This window comes from Paracoccus sp. (in: a-proteobacteria), assembly GCF_039808215.1.
Taxonomy (GTDB): Bacteria; Pseudomonadota; Alphaproteobacteria; order Rhodobacterales; family Rhodobacteraceae; genus Paracoccus.
In genome coordinates, this window is record NZ_JBDHSP010000028.1 from 22,346 (window position 1) to 36,610 (window position 14,265).

Below are 14,265 nucleotides of genomic sequence, written 5' to 3' on the forward strand. Positions count from 1 at the left end.
AGGAAGACAACACATGGCACGCGGCACCACGGTCATCGCAGATCGCCCCACCACCCGCCGGATCGGGGCGCTGCGCGCGCTCTGGCCCTTCATCCGCCCCTATCGCCCGCTGCTGGCTGCAACGATGCTGGCGCTGACGGTGACCGCCGGCATCAGCCTGGTGCTGCCGCTGGCGGTGCGCCGGGTCGTGGACGGGTTTGACGCCGGCGCGCATCTGCTGGACCAGTATTTCGGCGCGGCCCTGGCGATCGTGGCGCTGCTCGCGCTGGGGACGGGCATGCGCTATTACCTGGTCACGCGACTGGGCGAGCGCGTGGTGGCCGACATCCGCAAGGCGGTCTTCGACCGCGTCATCGCCATGAGCCCGGCCTTCTATGAACGCGTGCTGACCGGCGAGATCATCAGCCGCATCACCACCGACACCACGCTGATCCAGTCGGTGATCGGCTCCTCGGTCTCCATCGCGCTGCGCAACCTGATCCTGCTGGTCGGCGGCATGGCGATGCTTCTGTGGACCTCGACCAAGCTGACCGGGCTGGTGCTGTTGCTGGTGCCGCTGGTGGTGGTGCCGATCATCGTGCTGGGGCGGCGGCTGCGCCGGCTCTCGCGCCAGAACCAGGAATGGATCGCGCAATCCTCGGGCGCGGCCTCGGAAAGCCTGCTCTCGGCGCAGACCGTGCAGGCCTTCACCCAGGAGGGGCCGGTGCGCCGGCGCTTTGGCGAGGTGACCGAGCGCGCCTTCGACGTGGCGCTGAGCCGGGTCAGGACGCGCACGGTGATGACGGTGATCGTGATCTTTCTGATCTTTACCGGCGTGCTGGGCGTGCTCTGGGTCGGCGCGCGCGACGTGCGGCTGGATCTGATGAGCGTGGGCGAGCTGGTGCAGTTCGTCATCTACGCGGTGCTGGTCGCCGGCGCCGTGGGGGCGCTGTCGGAAATCTGGGGCGAATTGCAGCGCGCCGCCGGCGCGACCGAGCGGCTGACCGAACTGCTCTCGGCCGAGGACACGCTGCGCGACCCGGCGCAGCCCCTGCCGCTGCCCCGGCCGGTGCGCGGCGCCATCGGCTTTCAGGACGTGACCTTCCACTATCCCTCGCGCCCAGAGATGTCGGCGCTGGAGGACATGACGCTGGACATCCGCCCCGGCGAGACCGTGGCCCTGGTCGGCCCCTCGGGCGCGGGCAAGACCACGGTGATCCAGCTGCTGCTGCGCTTTTGGGACCCGGCCACGGGGCGGGTGCTGATCGACGGCATCGACCTGCGCGACATGGCCCGCGACGATTTCCGCCGCGCCATCGCGCTGGTGCCGCAGGACCCGGTGATCTTTGCCGCCTCCGCGCGCGAGAACATCCGCTTCGGCCGCCCCGACGCCTCGGATGCCGAGGTCGAGGCCGCCGCCCGCGCCGCCCATGCCGACGAATTCCTGACCCTGCTGCCCGAGGGCTATGACAGCTATGTGGGCGAACGCGGGGTCATGCTCTCGGGCGGGCAAAAACAGCGCATCGCCATCGCCCGCGCCATCCTGCGCGACGCGCCGATCCTGCTGCTGGACGAGGCGACCAGCGCGCTGGACGCGCAATCCGAACGCCTGGTGCAGGCGGCGGTGGACGAACTGGCGCAGAGCCGCACCACCATCATCGTCGCGCACCGGCTGGCGACGGTGAAAAAGGCCGATCGCATCGTGGTCTTTGACCACGGCCGCATCGTCGCCCAGGGTCGGCACGAAGAGCTGGTGGCCGAGGGCGGCCTGTACGCCCGCCTGGCGCGGCTGCAGTTCACCGAAGGCGCGGCCGGGGGCGATCAGCGCGGCGCGCCGTAGACCGCCGCCCAATAGACGGTGCGGCCATCCGCCGACACCGCCTTGCCGATGCCGTAATCCCGGACCTGCGGGATCAGGATATTGGCCAGATGCCCGCGCGAACGTTCCCATTCGCGCAGCACCCGCGCCTGGCTGAAGGGGCCGGCAGCGATGTTCTCGGCCGCGACGCGGGGCCGGTAGCCGCGGTTCTTCATCCGCTGCATCGGCCCCTTGCTGGCAGTGCCGCGATGCGACATCACCCCGCGCCGGGCCATGTCGCAGGCGTGGCGCGCCGCGACCTCGGCCAGGGTGGCGTTGAGACGCAGCGGCCGCAGCCCGCGCGCCTGCCGCGCCGCATTGGTGGCGCTGAGTGCAAGGGCATTGTCGCGCGTGCTGGTCTGCTGGCAGTTGACCGCACGCGCCGCCTTGCCCTCCGAGGCCGGCGCAGGGACGGCCGCCAGGCACAGCAGGGCCATGCCGGCACATTGAATGACGGTTCTGAGTTGCATGTGTTTTCCTCGACTCCGCCCGAAGGCTAGAAGGCGCGCGGCTGCATTTCAATCACAGATTGCCCTGCCCCGGTACCAACCCGCGTTTTCGGCGAATCCCTGCCGCCGCGGCAGCGGTCATCCGCCGATCGGACCCGCGCCCTGGCCCCCTTCCTGACGCTGCGTTTTGCCACAGCAACCTCCGGGCAGGAGACTTGCCCCGCCGCGATCTTTCGCCCCATGCTGGCCCCGACACGGCCGCAGCAGGCCGGCATGACCCGGGAGGAAGACGGATGGCCAGGTTCGCGAATGTCGCAGACCGCGATGCGGTCGAGGCTGAGATGCCTTATGCCCGGCGCGACCTGCCGCATTCGCTGTATCAGCTCCTGACCCGCACCCGCGACCGCTTTCCCCAGCGGCCGGCGATCAGCTTCCAGCTGTTCTCGGATCCCGGCGCCCCTGCCCGCAGCCTGACCTGGACCGATCTGCACGAGCGCGTCACCGAGACCGCTAACCTGCTGCGCAGCCTGGGCATCGGCGAGGGCGATGTCGTCGCCTATCTGCTGCCCAACTGCCTCGAGGCGCCGGTGGTGCTGCTGGCCGGGGCCACCGCCGGCATCGTGAACCCGATCAACCCGCTGCTCGAACCCGAGCAGATCGCCGCCATCCTGCGCGAGACCCGGGCCAAGGTGCTGGTGACGCTGAAATCCTTCCCGAAATCCGACATCGCGCAAAAGGCCGCCGCCGCCGTGGCGCTGGCCCCCGAGGTGCAGACCGTGCTCGAGGTCGATCTGCGCCGCTACCTGACCGGGATCAAGCGGCTGCTGGTGCCGCTGATGCGGCCAAAGACCGCCATCCGCCACCAGGCGAAAGTGCTGGATTTCGAGGCCGCCGCCAGCGCGCAGCGCCACAACCGCCTGATCTTCGACGAGGCCGCGGGCGATCGCGTCGCCGCCAATTTCCACACCGGCGGCACCACCGGCACGCCCAAGGTCGCCCAGCACAAGCAGTCGGGCATGATCTATAACGGCTGGCTGGGCGGCACGCTGCTGTTCTCGGAAACCGACGTGCTGATGTGCCCCTTGCCGATGTTTCACGTCTTTGCCGCCTATCCGGTGCTGATGTCCTGCGTCGAGTCGGGGGCGCATCTGGTCATGCCGACCCCGGCCGGCTATCGCGGCGAGGGGGTCTTCGACAATTTCTGGAAGCTGATCGAACGCTGGCAGGCCACGTTCCTGATCACCGTGCCCACCGCCATCGCGGCGCTGCTGCAGCGGCCGGTGAATGCCGATGTCGGCACACTGCGCACCGCGATCTCGGGTTCGGCGCCGCTGCCGCTGGAACTATACAACCGCTTCAAGGCCGCCACCGGCGTCGAGATCGCCGAAGGCTACGGTCTGACCGAGGCGACCTGCCTCGTGTCCTGCAACCCGATCGACGGGCTCAAGAAGGTGGGCTCGGTCGGCATCCCCCTGCCCTATACGCAGGTGCGCATCCTGCAGCGCCAGGACGGCGGCTTTCGCGAATGCGCCACCGACGAGATCGGCGAGATCTGCATCGCCAACCCCGGCGTCTATGAGGGCTCGACCTATACCGAATCCGACAAGAACCGCGACCTGTTCGCCGAAGGGCGTTTCCTGCGCACCGGCGATCTGGGGCGCATGGACGCGGATGGCTATCTGTGGATCACCGGCCGCGCCAAGGACCTGATCATCCGCGGCGGCCACAATATCGACCCGGCGATGATCGAGGACGCGCTGCTGTCGCATCCGCAGGTGGCCTTTGCCGGGGCGGTGGGCCAGCCCGACGCCTTCGCCGGCGAATTGCCCTGTGCCTATGTGGAACTGGTCGCCGGCGGCACCGTCACCGTCGAGGAACTGCTGGACCTGGCGCATGCGCGCATTCCCGAACGTGCCGCCATCCCCAAGCATGTCGAGATCCTGCCGGAACTGCCCAAGACGGCGGTGGGCAAGATCTTCAAGCCCGACCTGCGCAAGCTGGCGATCCGGCGGGTGCTGGACGCCGCCCTGGCCGAGGCCGGGCTGGCCGCGCATGTGGCCGCGGTGCTGGACGACAAGAAGCGCGGCCTGGTCGCGCGCATCGCCCGCGACGCCGGCCTCGATGAGGCCGCCCTGGGCGATCTGTTGGGTCGATACACGTTGCAGTGGGAATTGGACTGAGTATCATCAGCATCTGATTGCAACCCGTCGGCAAGGCGCTAGTGTGGGCGCCAGCATCAACAAGACCGCACCCTGCCGATGTCCCTTCACGCCGCAACACCCGACGATGACGACGAACGCCCCGAGGGCGAGCCGGCCCGCTCGGACCAGGCGGGCAATCCCGCGCCGGGCTGGCTGGTGGACCTGCGCCGCTCGGACCACCGGCGCGGCTTTTACCAGTCGCTCGGCAATTACGCGCTGGTCTTTACCGACCGCGGCAGCGATCAGCTGATCGTCAGCTTTGACAACCTGTCCTCGGCCCGCGACGAGGCCATCGGCCGCGAGCCCTGGGGCTACGGCTTTGTCGCCAACAACGGCTGGTCGCAACTGGGTGTCATGGCCTTTACCCCGCGCTGGTTCCGCGACCCGGCGCTGTTTGCCGTGCTTGAGGACATGGCGGCCAGCGGCTTTTTCCGCCGCTTCCGCTCGGTCACGCTGACCGGCACCTCGATGGGCGGCTATGCCGCCTGCGCCTTTGCCCGGCTTGTGCCGGGCTGCACCGTCGTGGCCTTTTCCCCGCAATCGACGCTGCGCAAGGATCTGGTGCCCTGGGAGACGCGCTTTGCCGCCGGTCGCAAGGCGGACTGGAGCGGGCCCTATGCCGATGCCGCCGCCGATTGCGCCGCGGCGGGGCGGGTCTTCCTGATCCACGACCCGCTGTTCGAGCCGGACCGCCAGCATGCCGCGCGTTTCTGTCACGCCAACACCGTGCCGCTGCCGGTGCGCCACTCCGGGCACAAGTCCGCGCTGTTCCTGCGCCGGGCCGGCCTTCTGTCCACCATCATGCGCGAGGCGGTCGAGGGTGGTCTGACCGCCGCACGCTTTCATGCGCTGTGCCGCGAGGGGCGCAAGCTGCCCTGGTATCGCCGTGGCGTGATCGAGCGCGCCTACGCCCGCGGCCGGCCCGAGCTTGCGGCGCGCGTCATCCGTTACATGCGCCAGCGCGGTCAGGCCTATGCCGCCCACATCCTGCGCAAGCGACACCTGGCCATGACCGGCATGGATCCGTTCCTGACCAGAGCAAGAACCCCGTAAACCCAGCTGCCGGAGAGCCGCATTGAAACTTGACCTGACCGATGCCGAAAACAGCCTTGTCACCCTGGAGGGCGCCTTTGTCGTGCCGCCGCTCAATGAACAGCGCCTGCGCGATCAGCCCTCGGGGGTGCTGGATGCCAAGGGACAGTTCGTCGAGAATTCGATCAGCTGGACCGATTCCACCCGCCCGGTGAATGCCGCGCCCGCCATTCCCGCCGATGCCGAAATCCGCGACCTGCCGGGGCATTACCTGTTCGGCGGCATCTTCTACGGGCATTTCGGGCATTTCATCGTCGAATCCCTGGCCCGGACCTGGGCGCTGGCGGAATCCGAGGGCAAGCTGGACGGGATCATCTTCACCCCCAAGACCCTGCGCGTGACCGACCAGACGGTAGCCGCGCACCGCCAGATGCTGGATGCCTTCGGCATCGACATCCCGGTGGTGATCGCCAGTGGTGTGACGCGGGTGGAAACCCTGTCGGTGCCGCGCCAGGGCTTTGGCATGTATGACCTGATCGAGGGCAGCGCGAAATTCCGCGACCATGTCAACACCCGGGTCGGCCGCAATGTCTCGGCCGCGGGCCATGAAAGGATCTATGTCTCGCGCTCAAGGTTGGGGCCGCAGCGCGGCAGCATCCTCGGCGAATACCGGATCGAGGAATATCTCGCCGCCGAGGGCTACGAGATCTTTCACCCCCAGCACGTCAGCCAGACCGAACAGATCGCCCAATACAAGGCCGCGCGCATGATCATCGGCACCGATTGCTCGCCGCTGCATCTGCTGGGTTTTGTCGGCGACGCCGGGCAGAAGGCCGCGGTGCTGACCCGACGCAGCATGGAGATCGGCAGCTATCTGGCGCGGCAATTGCGCGTCTTCAAGGGGATGGACGCCATCGAGGTCAACGCGCTGGTCAATGACTGGATGCCGCAGCCGGGCAGCCGGCCCAGCCGCAGTTCCTGGGGCGAGGTCGATTTCCCGCGCATGCATGCGGCACTGCTGGCGGCGGGGATGATCGCAAACCCGAAGCCCTGGCCGAATCTGACCGCAACCGAGCGCGCCGCGGAACTGGCGCGGCTGGAGACCTCGCACAAGACCGGCTTCAAGCCCCTGCGCGAGGCCGCCTGAGGCCGGGTCTGGCGGGATGGGGTCGCGAAACGACTCCGTCTTCCGGGGTTTTCGGGCTATGGTGGGGGCATTCGTCCGCGGATCGAAATGCACGGCCCGGCCATGCGATTGTCAGGCATCCTCATTTCCGCCCTGCTGCTTGCGGCCCCGGCCGCGCTGCCCGGCAGTGCTGCGGCCGGACCCCCGGGTTGCGACCGGGACGACCTGGCCGGCGCCCCGTACTGCGAGTTTCTGAGGGGGCTTCAATCGGTGCTGTCGGGTGGCATGCTGGCCAGTTCCACCGACAGCTTCGTGCCGCCCCCGTCCCGGCGCGATGCGCTGGCTTCGGAGGCCACGATCCGGGCCTCGCGCATCTTTGCCGGACCGACGCAATATCCGCCGGCCGAATTCGCCGCCTATGGCATCCTTGCCTTTCCCAGCCGCGCCACCTCGGCCGACCGCGCCCGCCATGTGATGATCTGCGAGGCCTATGTGGCGACCCTGCCCGCCGTCGCGGAACTGGTCAGCCCGCGCGCGGAACAGATGGTCACCGTCTGGCCGGTGCAGACCGATGCCGAGGGTGCGCGGCTGACCGCGGACCCGCCCGTGGACCTTTGCGGCGAGGCGGTCACGGATTACAGCCTGTTGCAAGGCCTGCGGGCCATCCGGCTGGCGGAACAGGCCGGCGCCGGCCTGGGCGAAGGGCGCGGCCCCTATCTGCTGGCCTGGAGCCCCGGCGAAAGGCATGGCGCCCGCGATGCGCATATGCTGCGCATGGACATGAGCCAGGTCTCAAGCCACGAACAGGCGCTGCGCTTCTTCCGGCGTTGGGTCGACGACATCGAGCAGAACCCGGAACTGTGGCAGCAGGGCTGGAACCTGGAAACCCTGCGCCTGCTGCTGCAGGCCTGGGCCGATGACATGGGGGAGCGCATCCTGTCGTTCTGAACGCATGGACCTGGGCGAGATCATCAAATCCCTTGGCGTGCCCGGCGCGGTCGGCATCCTCGCCGGCATCGCGCTGGCAAGCTGGGCCGGGACCGGGGCCAAGGGATCGCTGCTCTTGATCCTGCTGGCGGTCTGCCTGGCGGTCGTGGCCTTTGCCGCCGCCAAGGCGCTGTGGCGCTGGCTGGCGCCCGGCCGCCCGCCCGACCCCCCGGCCGGCGACTGACGCGGCCGGGGCCCGGGTTCAGCGGGTGAACTTCTTGTATTTCACCCGCTTGGGTTCGATCGAATCCGGGCCAAGGCGGCGCACCTTGTCGGCCTCGTAATCCTCGAAGTTGCCCTCGAACCATTCGACATGCGCATCGCCCTCGAAGGCCAGGATATGGGTGCAGAGCCGGTCGAGGAAGAAACGGTCGTGGCTGATGATCACCGCGCAGCCGGCGAAATCCTCGAGCGCGGCTTCCAGCGCCTGCAGGGTTTCCACGTCCAGATCGTTGGTCGGCTCGTCCAGCAGCAGCACGTTGCCGCCCGATTTCAGCAGCTTCGCCATATGGACGCGGTTGCGTTCCCCGCCCGACAGAAGGCCCACCTTCTTCTGCTGATCGCCGCCCTTGAAGTTGAAGGCAGAGCAATAGGCGCGGCTGTTCATGGTGGCGTCGCCCAGGACGATCTGTTCCGCCCCGCCCGAGATTTCCTCCCACACCGTCTTGTTCGCGTCCAGCGCGTCGCGCGACTGGTCGACATAGGACAGCTTGACCGTGTCGCCCAGGGTGATCGTGCCGGCGTCGGGGGCCTCATTGCCGGTCAGCATGCGAAACAGCGTCGATTTGCCGGCGCCGTTCGGGCCGATGACGCCGACGATGCCGCCCGGCGGCAGCGAAAACGTCAGATCCTCGATCAGCAGCTTGTCGCCCATGGCCTTTTTCAGACCCTCGACCTCGATCACCTTGCTGCCCAGACGCTCGCCATTGGGGATGATGATCTGCGCGCGGGTCAGCTTCTCGCGCTCGGACTGGCCGGCCAGTTCGTTATAGGCGTTGATCCGGGCCTTCTGCTTGGCCTGACGGGCCTTGGCGCCGGCACGGATCCATTCCAGCTCGCGTTCCAGCGTCTTCTGCTTGGCCTTGTCCTCGCGGGCTTCCTGCTCCAGCCGCTTGGCCTTCTGTTCCAGCCAGGCGGAATAGTTGCCCTCATAGGGGATGCCGCGGCCGCGATCCAGTTCCAGGATCCAGCCGGTGATGTCGTCGAGGAAATAGCGGTCGTGGGTGACGATCAGGATCGTGCCGGGATATTCGATCAGGTGCTTTTGCAGCCAGGCGATGGTCTCGGCGTCGAGATGGTTGGTCGGCTCGTCCAGAAGCAGCATGTCGGGCTGTTCCAAGAGCAGCTTGCACAGCGCCACGCGCCGGCGTTCCCCGCCCGAGAGGCTGTCCACATCGGCATCGTCGGCCGGGCAGCGCAGGGCCTCCATCGCCACGTCGATCTGGCTGTCGAGATCCCAGAGGTTCTCGGCGTCGATCTCGTCCTGAAGACGCGCCATCTCCTCGGCGGTCTCGTCCGAGTAGTTCATCGCCAGCTCGTTATAGCGGTCAAGCTTGGCCTGCTTGGCCTTGACGCCTTCCATGACATTGCCGCGCACGTCCAGCGCCGGGTCCAGATGCGGCTCTTGCGGCAGATAGCCCACGGTCGCGCCCTTGGCGGCCCAGGCCTCGCCGGTGAAATCCTTGTCGATGCCGGCCATGATGCGCAAAAGCGTCGACTTGCCGGCGCCGTTCACGCCGACGACGCCGATCTTGACCCCGGGCAGAAAGTTCAGCCGGATGTTTTCAAAGGTCTTCTTGCCGCCGGGATAGGTCTTGGACACCCCGTCCATGTGATAGACATACTGGTAGGAGGCCATGATCGTTCCCCATCTTGTTCATGCTGTCAGCTGTTCGCCGCTATGTAGTCGAGGCGGACCGAAAGGGAAAGGCTCAGCGGAACTGCCGGGTGAAATCGGCGCCGAAGCTGCTGTCGAGGAAGGCAAACTGCGGCTCGAGCTTGGCGCGCAGCCGCGCCCGCGCCTCGCTGGGCACCGAAAGCCCCGGGACCGAGGCAAAGACCTTGGCGCCGGGGTTGCGATAGTCATGCGGCGCCAGGCCGAGAAATTCCTCGACCCGGCGCAGCAGCGCCACCGGATCGGCAGCGATCTGGCCGAAGGGCAGATAAAGCAGGCGGTCCGGGCCGAAATGCGCGTTCCAGCGCGGCACATAGCTGCGATAGTCGCCGCGGTCCATCAGCACCGGGTCCTCGATCTCGGCCAGCCAGTCGGCCAGCGTCGCCGGCCGACGCCCGGCGCGCGTCAGGTTCATCTTCAACTGCGAGATGGCGCGGTCGACCGGATGGCGGATGATATAGACGAATTTCGCCTGCGGCAGGAAATTCGCCACGAATTCCACGCCCTCCTCGGGCAGGGTCGAATATTCCGGCGTCACGTCAATGCCATGCGCGCCCGCCGGCGTGGGCGAGAACACCAGCTTGTACCAGTGGTTGGTGAACATCGGCTCGCGGGTGATGCGCTCCAGATAGGCGTCCATCTCGGCCGGGACCGGCTCGCCACGGGCTTCCCAGCGCTTGCGGATATTCGTGCGGGCGCGGCGGAAATGCCAGGGCAGCCAGGCGCGGTGCTCCTCGACAAAGCGGTGGTTGAAGAACTGCACCTCCTTGAAGGGCGGCGTCCAGATGTCGGGGCGCTGGCCCAGCATCTGCGACAGCCAGGTGGTGCCGGCCTTCTGCGCGCCGATGCCCAGAAAATCCGGTTTGCGGGGTTTGCCCTCGGGGTCCCAGTTCATGCGTGCCGCCCTGTTCGCTGCCCTGGCCCTGCTTAGGCCAGAGACGCGCGGGGGAAAACCCTCAGCGCGCCACAACCCCGGCATTATCCGTGCAGCCGGCCCCAGAGGTCGTATTCGCCGGCCTCGTCCACGGTGACGCTGACGATGTCGCCGGGGGACAGCCGGTCGAAATCCTCGTCGATGAACAGGTTGCCGTCGATTTCCGGCGCATCGGCCTTGGTGCGGCAGGTCGCGCCCTCGGCATCGACGCTGTCGACAATGACCTCGATCCGACTGCCCAGTTTCGCCGCCAGCTTCGCCTCGGAAATGGCTTGTGCCTTTTCCATGAAGCGGTCCCAGCGCTGCTGCTTGACCTCGGGGGCGATGTGGTCGGGCAGGTCGTTGGCGCGCGCGCCCCTGACGTTTTCGTATTGGAAACAGCCGACCCGGTCCAGTTGCGCCTCGTCGAGCCAATCCAGCAGGGTCTGGAATTCCTCCTCGGTCTCGCCGGGGTAGCCGACGATGAAGGTCGAGCGGAGCGTGATCTCGGGGCAGGCCGCGCGCCAGGCGGCGATTTCGTCCAGCGTCCTGGCCGCCGCCGCCGGCCGCGCCATGCGCCTGAGCGTGTCGGGATGCGCGTGTTGGAAGGGGATGTCCAGATAGGGCAGCACCAGCCCCTCGGCCATCAGGGGGATCAGGTCGCGCACATGCGGATAGGGATAGACGTAATGTAGCCGCACCCAGGCGCCCAAAGACCCAAGATCGCGGGCCAGATCGGTGATATGGGCGCGGTGGCCGCGCTCGCTGGCGAATTTGCGGTCGACGCCGTAGGCCGAGGTGTCCTGGCTGATCACCAGCAGTTCCCGTACGCCGGATTCGACCAGCTTTTCCGCCTCGCGCAGGATCGCATGGGCCGGGCGGCTGACCAGGCGCCCGCGCATGTCGGGGATGATGCAGAACCTGCAGGCGTGGTTGCAGCCCTCGGAGATCTTCAGATAGCTGTAATGGCGCGGGGTCAGCTTGACGCCGGTGGCCGGCAGCAGATCGACGAAAGGATCGGGCGAGGGCGGCACCGCGCCATGCACCGCGTCCAGCACCTGTTCATATTGCTGCGGGCCGGTCACCGCCAGCACGCTGGGATGCGCGCCGGTGACATATTCGGGCTCGGCCCCCAGACAGCCGGTGACGATGACCTTGCCGTTTTCCGCCAGCGCCTCGCCGATGGCCTGCAGCGATTCCGCCTTGGCGCTGTCCAGAAAACCGCAGGTGTTCACGATCACCGCGCCGGCGCCCTTGTAATCGGGACTGATGGCATAGCCCTCAGCGCGCAGGCGCGTCAGGATGCGCTCGCTGTCCACCAGTGCCTTCGGGCAGCCAAGGCTGACCATGCCGATGGTGGGCTGCCCGACCCTTCGCGTGGTGTCAAAGATCGGGGCGGGTGCAAGATCGGGGCGCAACAGGGGCGGATTCTGGCTCATGGCGGCGCATATAATGTGCGCGGGGCCGCTTGTTAAGCGCCGCGCGCGCGACATTGCAAAATCCCTGGAACGCCCGCGGCTCTGGCGCGTTGCCCCCGGCACAACCCGGAGCACGACCATGGCCCTCCCGACCGCAAGACTTGCCGCCAGCCTGCTGCTGGCCCTGGCCCTGGGGGGCTGCGCGGCGGCGGTGCTGACCGTGCCCGCCCCGGCGGCGGCCGGCCCGATCGTGATCGCCAACAACCGCGGCGGCAATGTCATCGAGGCGGTGAAATACCGCAACAAGCTGGAACGCAGCGGCCGCCGGGTCGAGATTCGCGGCTATTGCCGCTCGGCCTGCACGATCTTCATCACCCTGCCGAACGCCTGCCTGGCGCCCGATGCCACCGTGGGCTTTCACGCCCCGCGCATCCCCGGCACCACGATCATCCCGCCGCTGGTCGACGAGATCATGGCGGCACATTACCGTAACGGCATCCTGCGCAAGTGGAACGCCGAGTGGAAACATTCGCTGAAGATGCACAAGATCTCGGCCCGGCAATATGTGCGCCTCGACCCGCAGACGCGGCTGTGCAGAAAATAGGGCGGTGCGGCCCTCCTGCGCAAAAGGCCGGGCCATTGTGAGAACAATTGTTGCGACACCACGACGTTCCCGCAGGCGCTGCTTTTTCAGATGCCGTCGTTATGTGTCACATCCCGGCAGGTAGTATGGCCATTTCCTGAACAGGCTCGGCTTGAGTTTGTGCCAGTCCTTCATTGCCTGCAATGGCGACTTGCTGCCCAGGGCTGATTGCGGGATCTGCTGGTTGTAGAGCCAGACATAGCGGTGCAGCGTGGCCTCCAGTTCCTCGCCGGACCGGAAGTGGTGGCTTTGCAGCACCTCCTCGATCCGGCCATTGAAGCGCTCGACCATGCCGTTGGTCCGCGGCGATTTCGGCGGGGTCAGGCGGTGCTCGATGCCGAGTTCGGTGCAGAGCGCGTCGAACTCATGCTCCCCCGCTGCGGCACGCCTGCGCAGACCGAACAGGCCGTCGGTGAATTCCTTGCCATTGTCCGTGAGGATGGTGCGGATGCGGATCGGGCAGGCACGCTCCAGGTCGCGCAGGAAGCGCCGTGCATTGGCCGCAGTCTTTGCCTTGAAGATGCGGATGACGACCCAGCGGGTCAGGTGGCGTCCACGGGCGTGGTGTAATTTCACCGGCGCTGCCGGTGTAATCCGAGGTGGCCATCGAGGTGTATGGTCGAGGTGGAGTTTCGACGCTTCAACCACGAACCAGACGGAGACCCCGATGACCAAGACCAACATGGACTTGTCCGAGCTTCTGGCAAAGCAGGATCAGGGCGATTTTTTGCGCAGCATCGCCGAAACCGTTCTTCAGCTGATCATGGAGGCCGATGTCGAAGGACTGATTGGCGCCGGTCGGCATGAACGCAGCGGCGAACGCTCGACCCGGGCCGCAACGGCTATCGCGAGCGTGCGCTTGATACCCGGCTCGGCACGCTGAATCTGCGGGTGCCGAAACTGCGGCAGGGCAGCTATTTCCCCGGCTTTCCCGAGGCGCGCAAGACCTCGGAGCAGGCTCTGGTCGCGGTGATCCGAGGCAAGCCTGGATCAGCGGCGTCTCGACCCGGCGCGTCGATGATCTGGTGCAGGCCATGGGACTGAGCGGCATTTCGAAAAGCACCGTGTCGAAGCTGTGCAAGGACATCGACGAGCGCGTCGGCGAATTGCCTCGAACCGGCCGCTGACCGGCGAATGGTCCTATGTCTGGCTCGATGCCACCTATCTCAAGGTGCGCCAGGGCGGCCGGATCGTGTCGGTGGCGGCGATAATCGCTGTCGCCGCCAACACCGAGGGCCGCAGGGAAATCATCGGCCTGGGGCTGGGCCCTTCCGAAGCCGAGACGTGTCTCGGATGGATTTGCCTCACGCTCGCTGAAAGCCCGCGGCCTCGACGGCGTGAAGCTGGTGATCAGCGATGCTCACAGCGGGTTGAAAGGGGCGATCTCGCGGGTCTTAGAGGAGGTGCCGGTTTCTGAGACAGGGGCATAAGGTGGATCGACCGATGAAAAGGACGATCCGGGAGTGTCCTAAACTCTGTGTATCTGGCCCGTCCCATGCGGTTTCAGATGCTCAAGCGGCGAAGCGCTCGCCGAACATTATGGCGAACTGGTTGCGGGCTGCAAACCCTTCCCGGACATTGCGGCCATCCTTCTCGAAGCTGCGGATGGCCAGATAGATCAGCTTCATGGCGGCATCGTCGGTCGGGAACGACCCGCGCGTCTTGATGGATTTCCGGATCACGCGGTTCACCCAAGTTCGACAGCAAAACTGATAAGCGATTGATATTGCTGTCACGAAATTGCGGATTTGCCACAACGTGAGGG

The 14,265-nt window shown here is 66.9% G+C and carries 11 protein-coding genes and 3 pseudogenes; 8 read left to right on the plus strand and 6 right to left on the minus strand.

The genetic code is table 11. The features are described from left to right. Positions 1-13: 13 nt before the first annotated feature. The gene (locus WMK75_RS10770; RefSeq protein ID WP_347267680.1) at positions 14-1,819 is read left to right on the plus strand and encodes an ABC transporter transmembrane domain-containing protein; all 1,806 of its coding nucleotides are present in this window, start codon (positions 14-16) and stop codon (positions 1,817-1,819) included. Here the strand turns inward: WMK75_RS10770 and WMK75_RS10775 are convergent. Then, positions 1,801-2,307, minus strand: a complete 507-nt coding sequence (locus WMK75_RS10775; protein WP_347267681.1) for a CAP domain-containing protein — start codon at positions 2,305-2,307, stop codon at positions 1,801-1,803. The genes WMK75_RS10770 and WMK75_RS10775 overlap by 19 nt on opposite strands. 272 nt (positions 2,308-2,579) lie before the next feature. Here WMK75_RS10775 and WMK75_RS10780 point away from each other — a divergent pair, with 272 nt between their 5' ends. From WMK75_RS10780 to WMK75_RS10800, 5 genes are all read left to right on the plus strand, one after another. Then, positions 2,580-4,466 (plus strand): acyl-CoA synthetase, encoded by a 1,887-nt coding sequence (locus tag WMK75_RS10780; RefSeq protein WP_347267682.1) that lies wholly within the window; start codon positions 2,580-2,582, stop codon positions 4,464-4,466. A gap of 78 nt (positions 4,467-4,544) precedes the next feature. Further along, positions 4,545-5,540: a hypothetical protein gene (locus WMK75_RS10785; RefSeq protein WP_347267683.1), complete on the plus strand. Its 996-nt coding sequence runs from the start codon at positions 4,545-4,547 to the stop codon at positions 5,538-5,540. A 22-nt stretch (positions 5,541-5,562) separates the two neighbouring features. Then, positions 5,563-6,666: a glycosyltransferase 61 family protein gene (locus WMK75_RS10790; RefSeq protein WP_347267684.1), complete on the plus strand. Its 1,104-nt coding sequence runs from the start codon at positions 5,563-5,565 to the stop codon at positions 6,664-6,666. Between the two features lie 102 nt (positions 6,667-6,768). Further along, positions 6,769-7,593 carry a hypothetical protein gene (locus WMK75_RS10795; RefSeq protein WP_347267685.1) on the plus strand — a complete coding sequence of 275 codons (825 nt, stop codon included), beginning with the start codon at positions 6,769-6,771 and terminating at the stop codon, positions 7,591-7,593. A gap of 4 nt (positions 7,594-7,597) precedes the next feature. Further along, positions 7,598-7,816: a hypothetical protein gene (locus WMK75_RS10800; RefSeq protein WP_347267686.1), complete on the plus strand. Its 219-nt coding sequence runs from the start codon at positions 7,598-7,600 to the stop codon at positions 7,814-7,816. Positions 7,817-7,834: 18 nt separating this feature from the next. On the opposite strand, the gene ettA is transcribed toward WMK75_RS10800, so the two are convergent. The 3 genes from ettA to rimO form a co-directional block, all read right to left on the minus strand. After that, the gene (gene ettA / locus WMK75_RS10805) at positions 7,835-9,490 is read right to left on the minus strand and encodes an energy-dependent translational throttle protein EttA (protein WP_347267687.1); all 1,656 of its coding nucleotides are present in this window, start codon (positions 9,488-9,490) and stop codon (positions 7,835-7,837) included. Between the two features lie 73 nt (positions 9,491-9,563). Further along, entirely contained in the window at positions 9,564-10,421 is an 858-nt protein-coding gene (locus WMK75_RS10810; RefSeq protein WP_347267688.1) for a sulfotransferase, read from the minus strand. 83 nt (positions 10,422-10,504) lie between these two features. Beyond that, positions 10,505-11,878 (minus strand): 30S ribosomal protein S12 methylthiotransferase RimO, encoded by a 1,374-nt coding sequence (gene rimO, locus WMK75_RS10815; protein WP_347267689.1) that lies wholly within the window; start codon positions 11,876-11,878, stop codon positions 10,505-10,507. A gap of 118 nt (positions 11,879-11,996) precedes the next feature. Here rimO and WMK75_RS10820 point away from each other — a divergent pair, with 118 nt between their 5' ends. Next, entirely contained in the window at positions 11,997-12,461 is a 465-nt protein-coding gene (locus WMK75_RS10820) for a hypothetical protein (protein WP_347267690.1), read from the plus strand. A gap of 99 nt (positions 12,462-12,560) precedes the next feature. On the opposite strand, the pseudogene WMK75_RS10825 reads toward WMK75_RS10820, so the two are convergent. Then, positions 12,561-13,043: pseudogene (locus WMK75_RS10825) on the minus strand (integrase core domain-containing protein); the annotation flags it as partial. Positions 13,044-13,167: 124 nt separating this feature from the next. On the opposite strand from WMK75_RS10825, the pseudogene WMK75_RS10830 reads away from it, so the two are divergent. Continuing rightward, positions 13,168-13,910: pseudogene (locus WMK75_RS10830) on the plus strand (IS256 family transposase); the annotation flags it as partial. Between the two features lie 101 nt (positions 13,911-14,011). Here WMK75_RS10830 and WMK75_RS10835 read toward each other — a convergent pair. Beyond that, a pseudogene (locus WMK75_RS10835) lies at positions 14,012-14,265 on the minus strand (hypothetical protein); the annotation flags it as partial.

What these genes read in the sequence shown, in the direction of transcription:
- WMK75_RS10770 (WP_347267680.1), top strand. Translation starts at nt 14, where the DNA reads ATGGCACGCGGCACCACGGTCATCGCAGATCGCCCCACCACCCGCCGG.
- WMK75_RS10775 (WP_347267681.1), bottom strand. Translation starts at nt 2,307, where the DNA reads ATGCAACTCAGAACCGTCATTCAATGTGCCGGCATGGCCCTGCTGTGC.
- WMK75_RS10780 (WP_347267682.1), top strand. Translation starts at nt 2,580, where the DNA reads ATGGCCAGGTTCGCGAATGTCGCAGACCGCGATGCGGTCGAGGCTGAG.
- WMK75_RS10785 (WP_347267683.1), top strand. Translation starts at nt 4,545, where the DNA reads ATGTCCCTTCACGCCGCAACACCCGACGATGACGACGAACGCCCCGAG.
- WMK75_RS10795 (WP_347267685.1), top strand. Translation starts at nt 6,769, where the DNA reads ATGCGATTGTCAGGCATCCTCATTTCCGCCCTGCTGCTTGCGGCCCCG.
- WMK75_RS10800 (WP_347267686.1), top strand. Translation starts at nt 7,598, where the DNA reads ATGGACCTGGGCGAGATCATCAAATCCCTTGGCGTGCCCGGCGCGGTC.
- ettA (WP_347267687.1), bottom strand. Translation starts at nt 9,490, where the DNA reads ATGGCCTCCTACCAGTATGTCTATCACATGGACGGGGTGTCCAAGACC.
- WMK75_RS10810 (WP_347267688.1), bottom strand. Translation starts at nt 10,421, where the DNA reads ATGAACTGGGACCCCGAGGGCAAACCCCGCAAACCGGATTTTCTGGGC.
- rimO (WP_347267689.1), bottom strand. Translation starts at nt 11,878, where the DNA reads ATGAGCCAGAATCCGCCCCTGTTGCGCCCCGATCTTGCACCCGCCCCG.
- WMK75_RS10820 (WP_347267690.1), top strand. Translation starts at nt 11,997, where the DNA reads ATGGCCCTCCCGACCGCAAGACTTGCCGCCAGCCTGCTGCTGGCCCTG.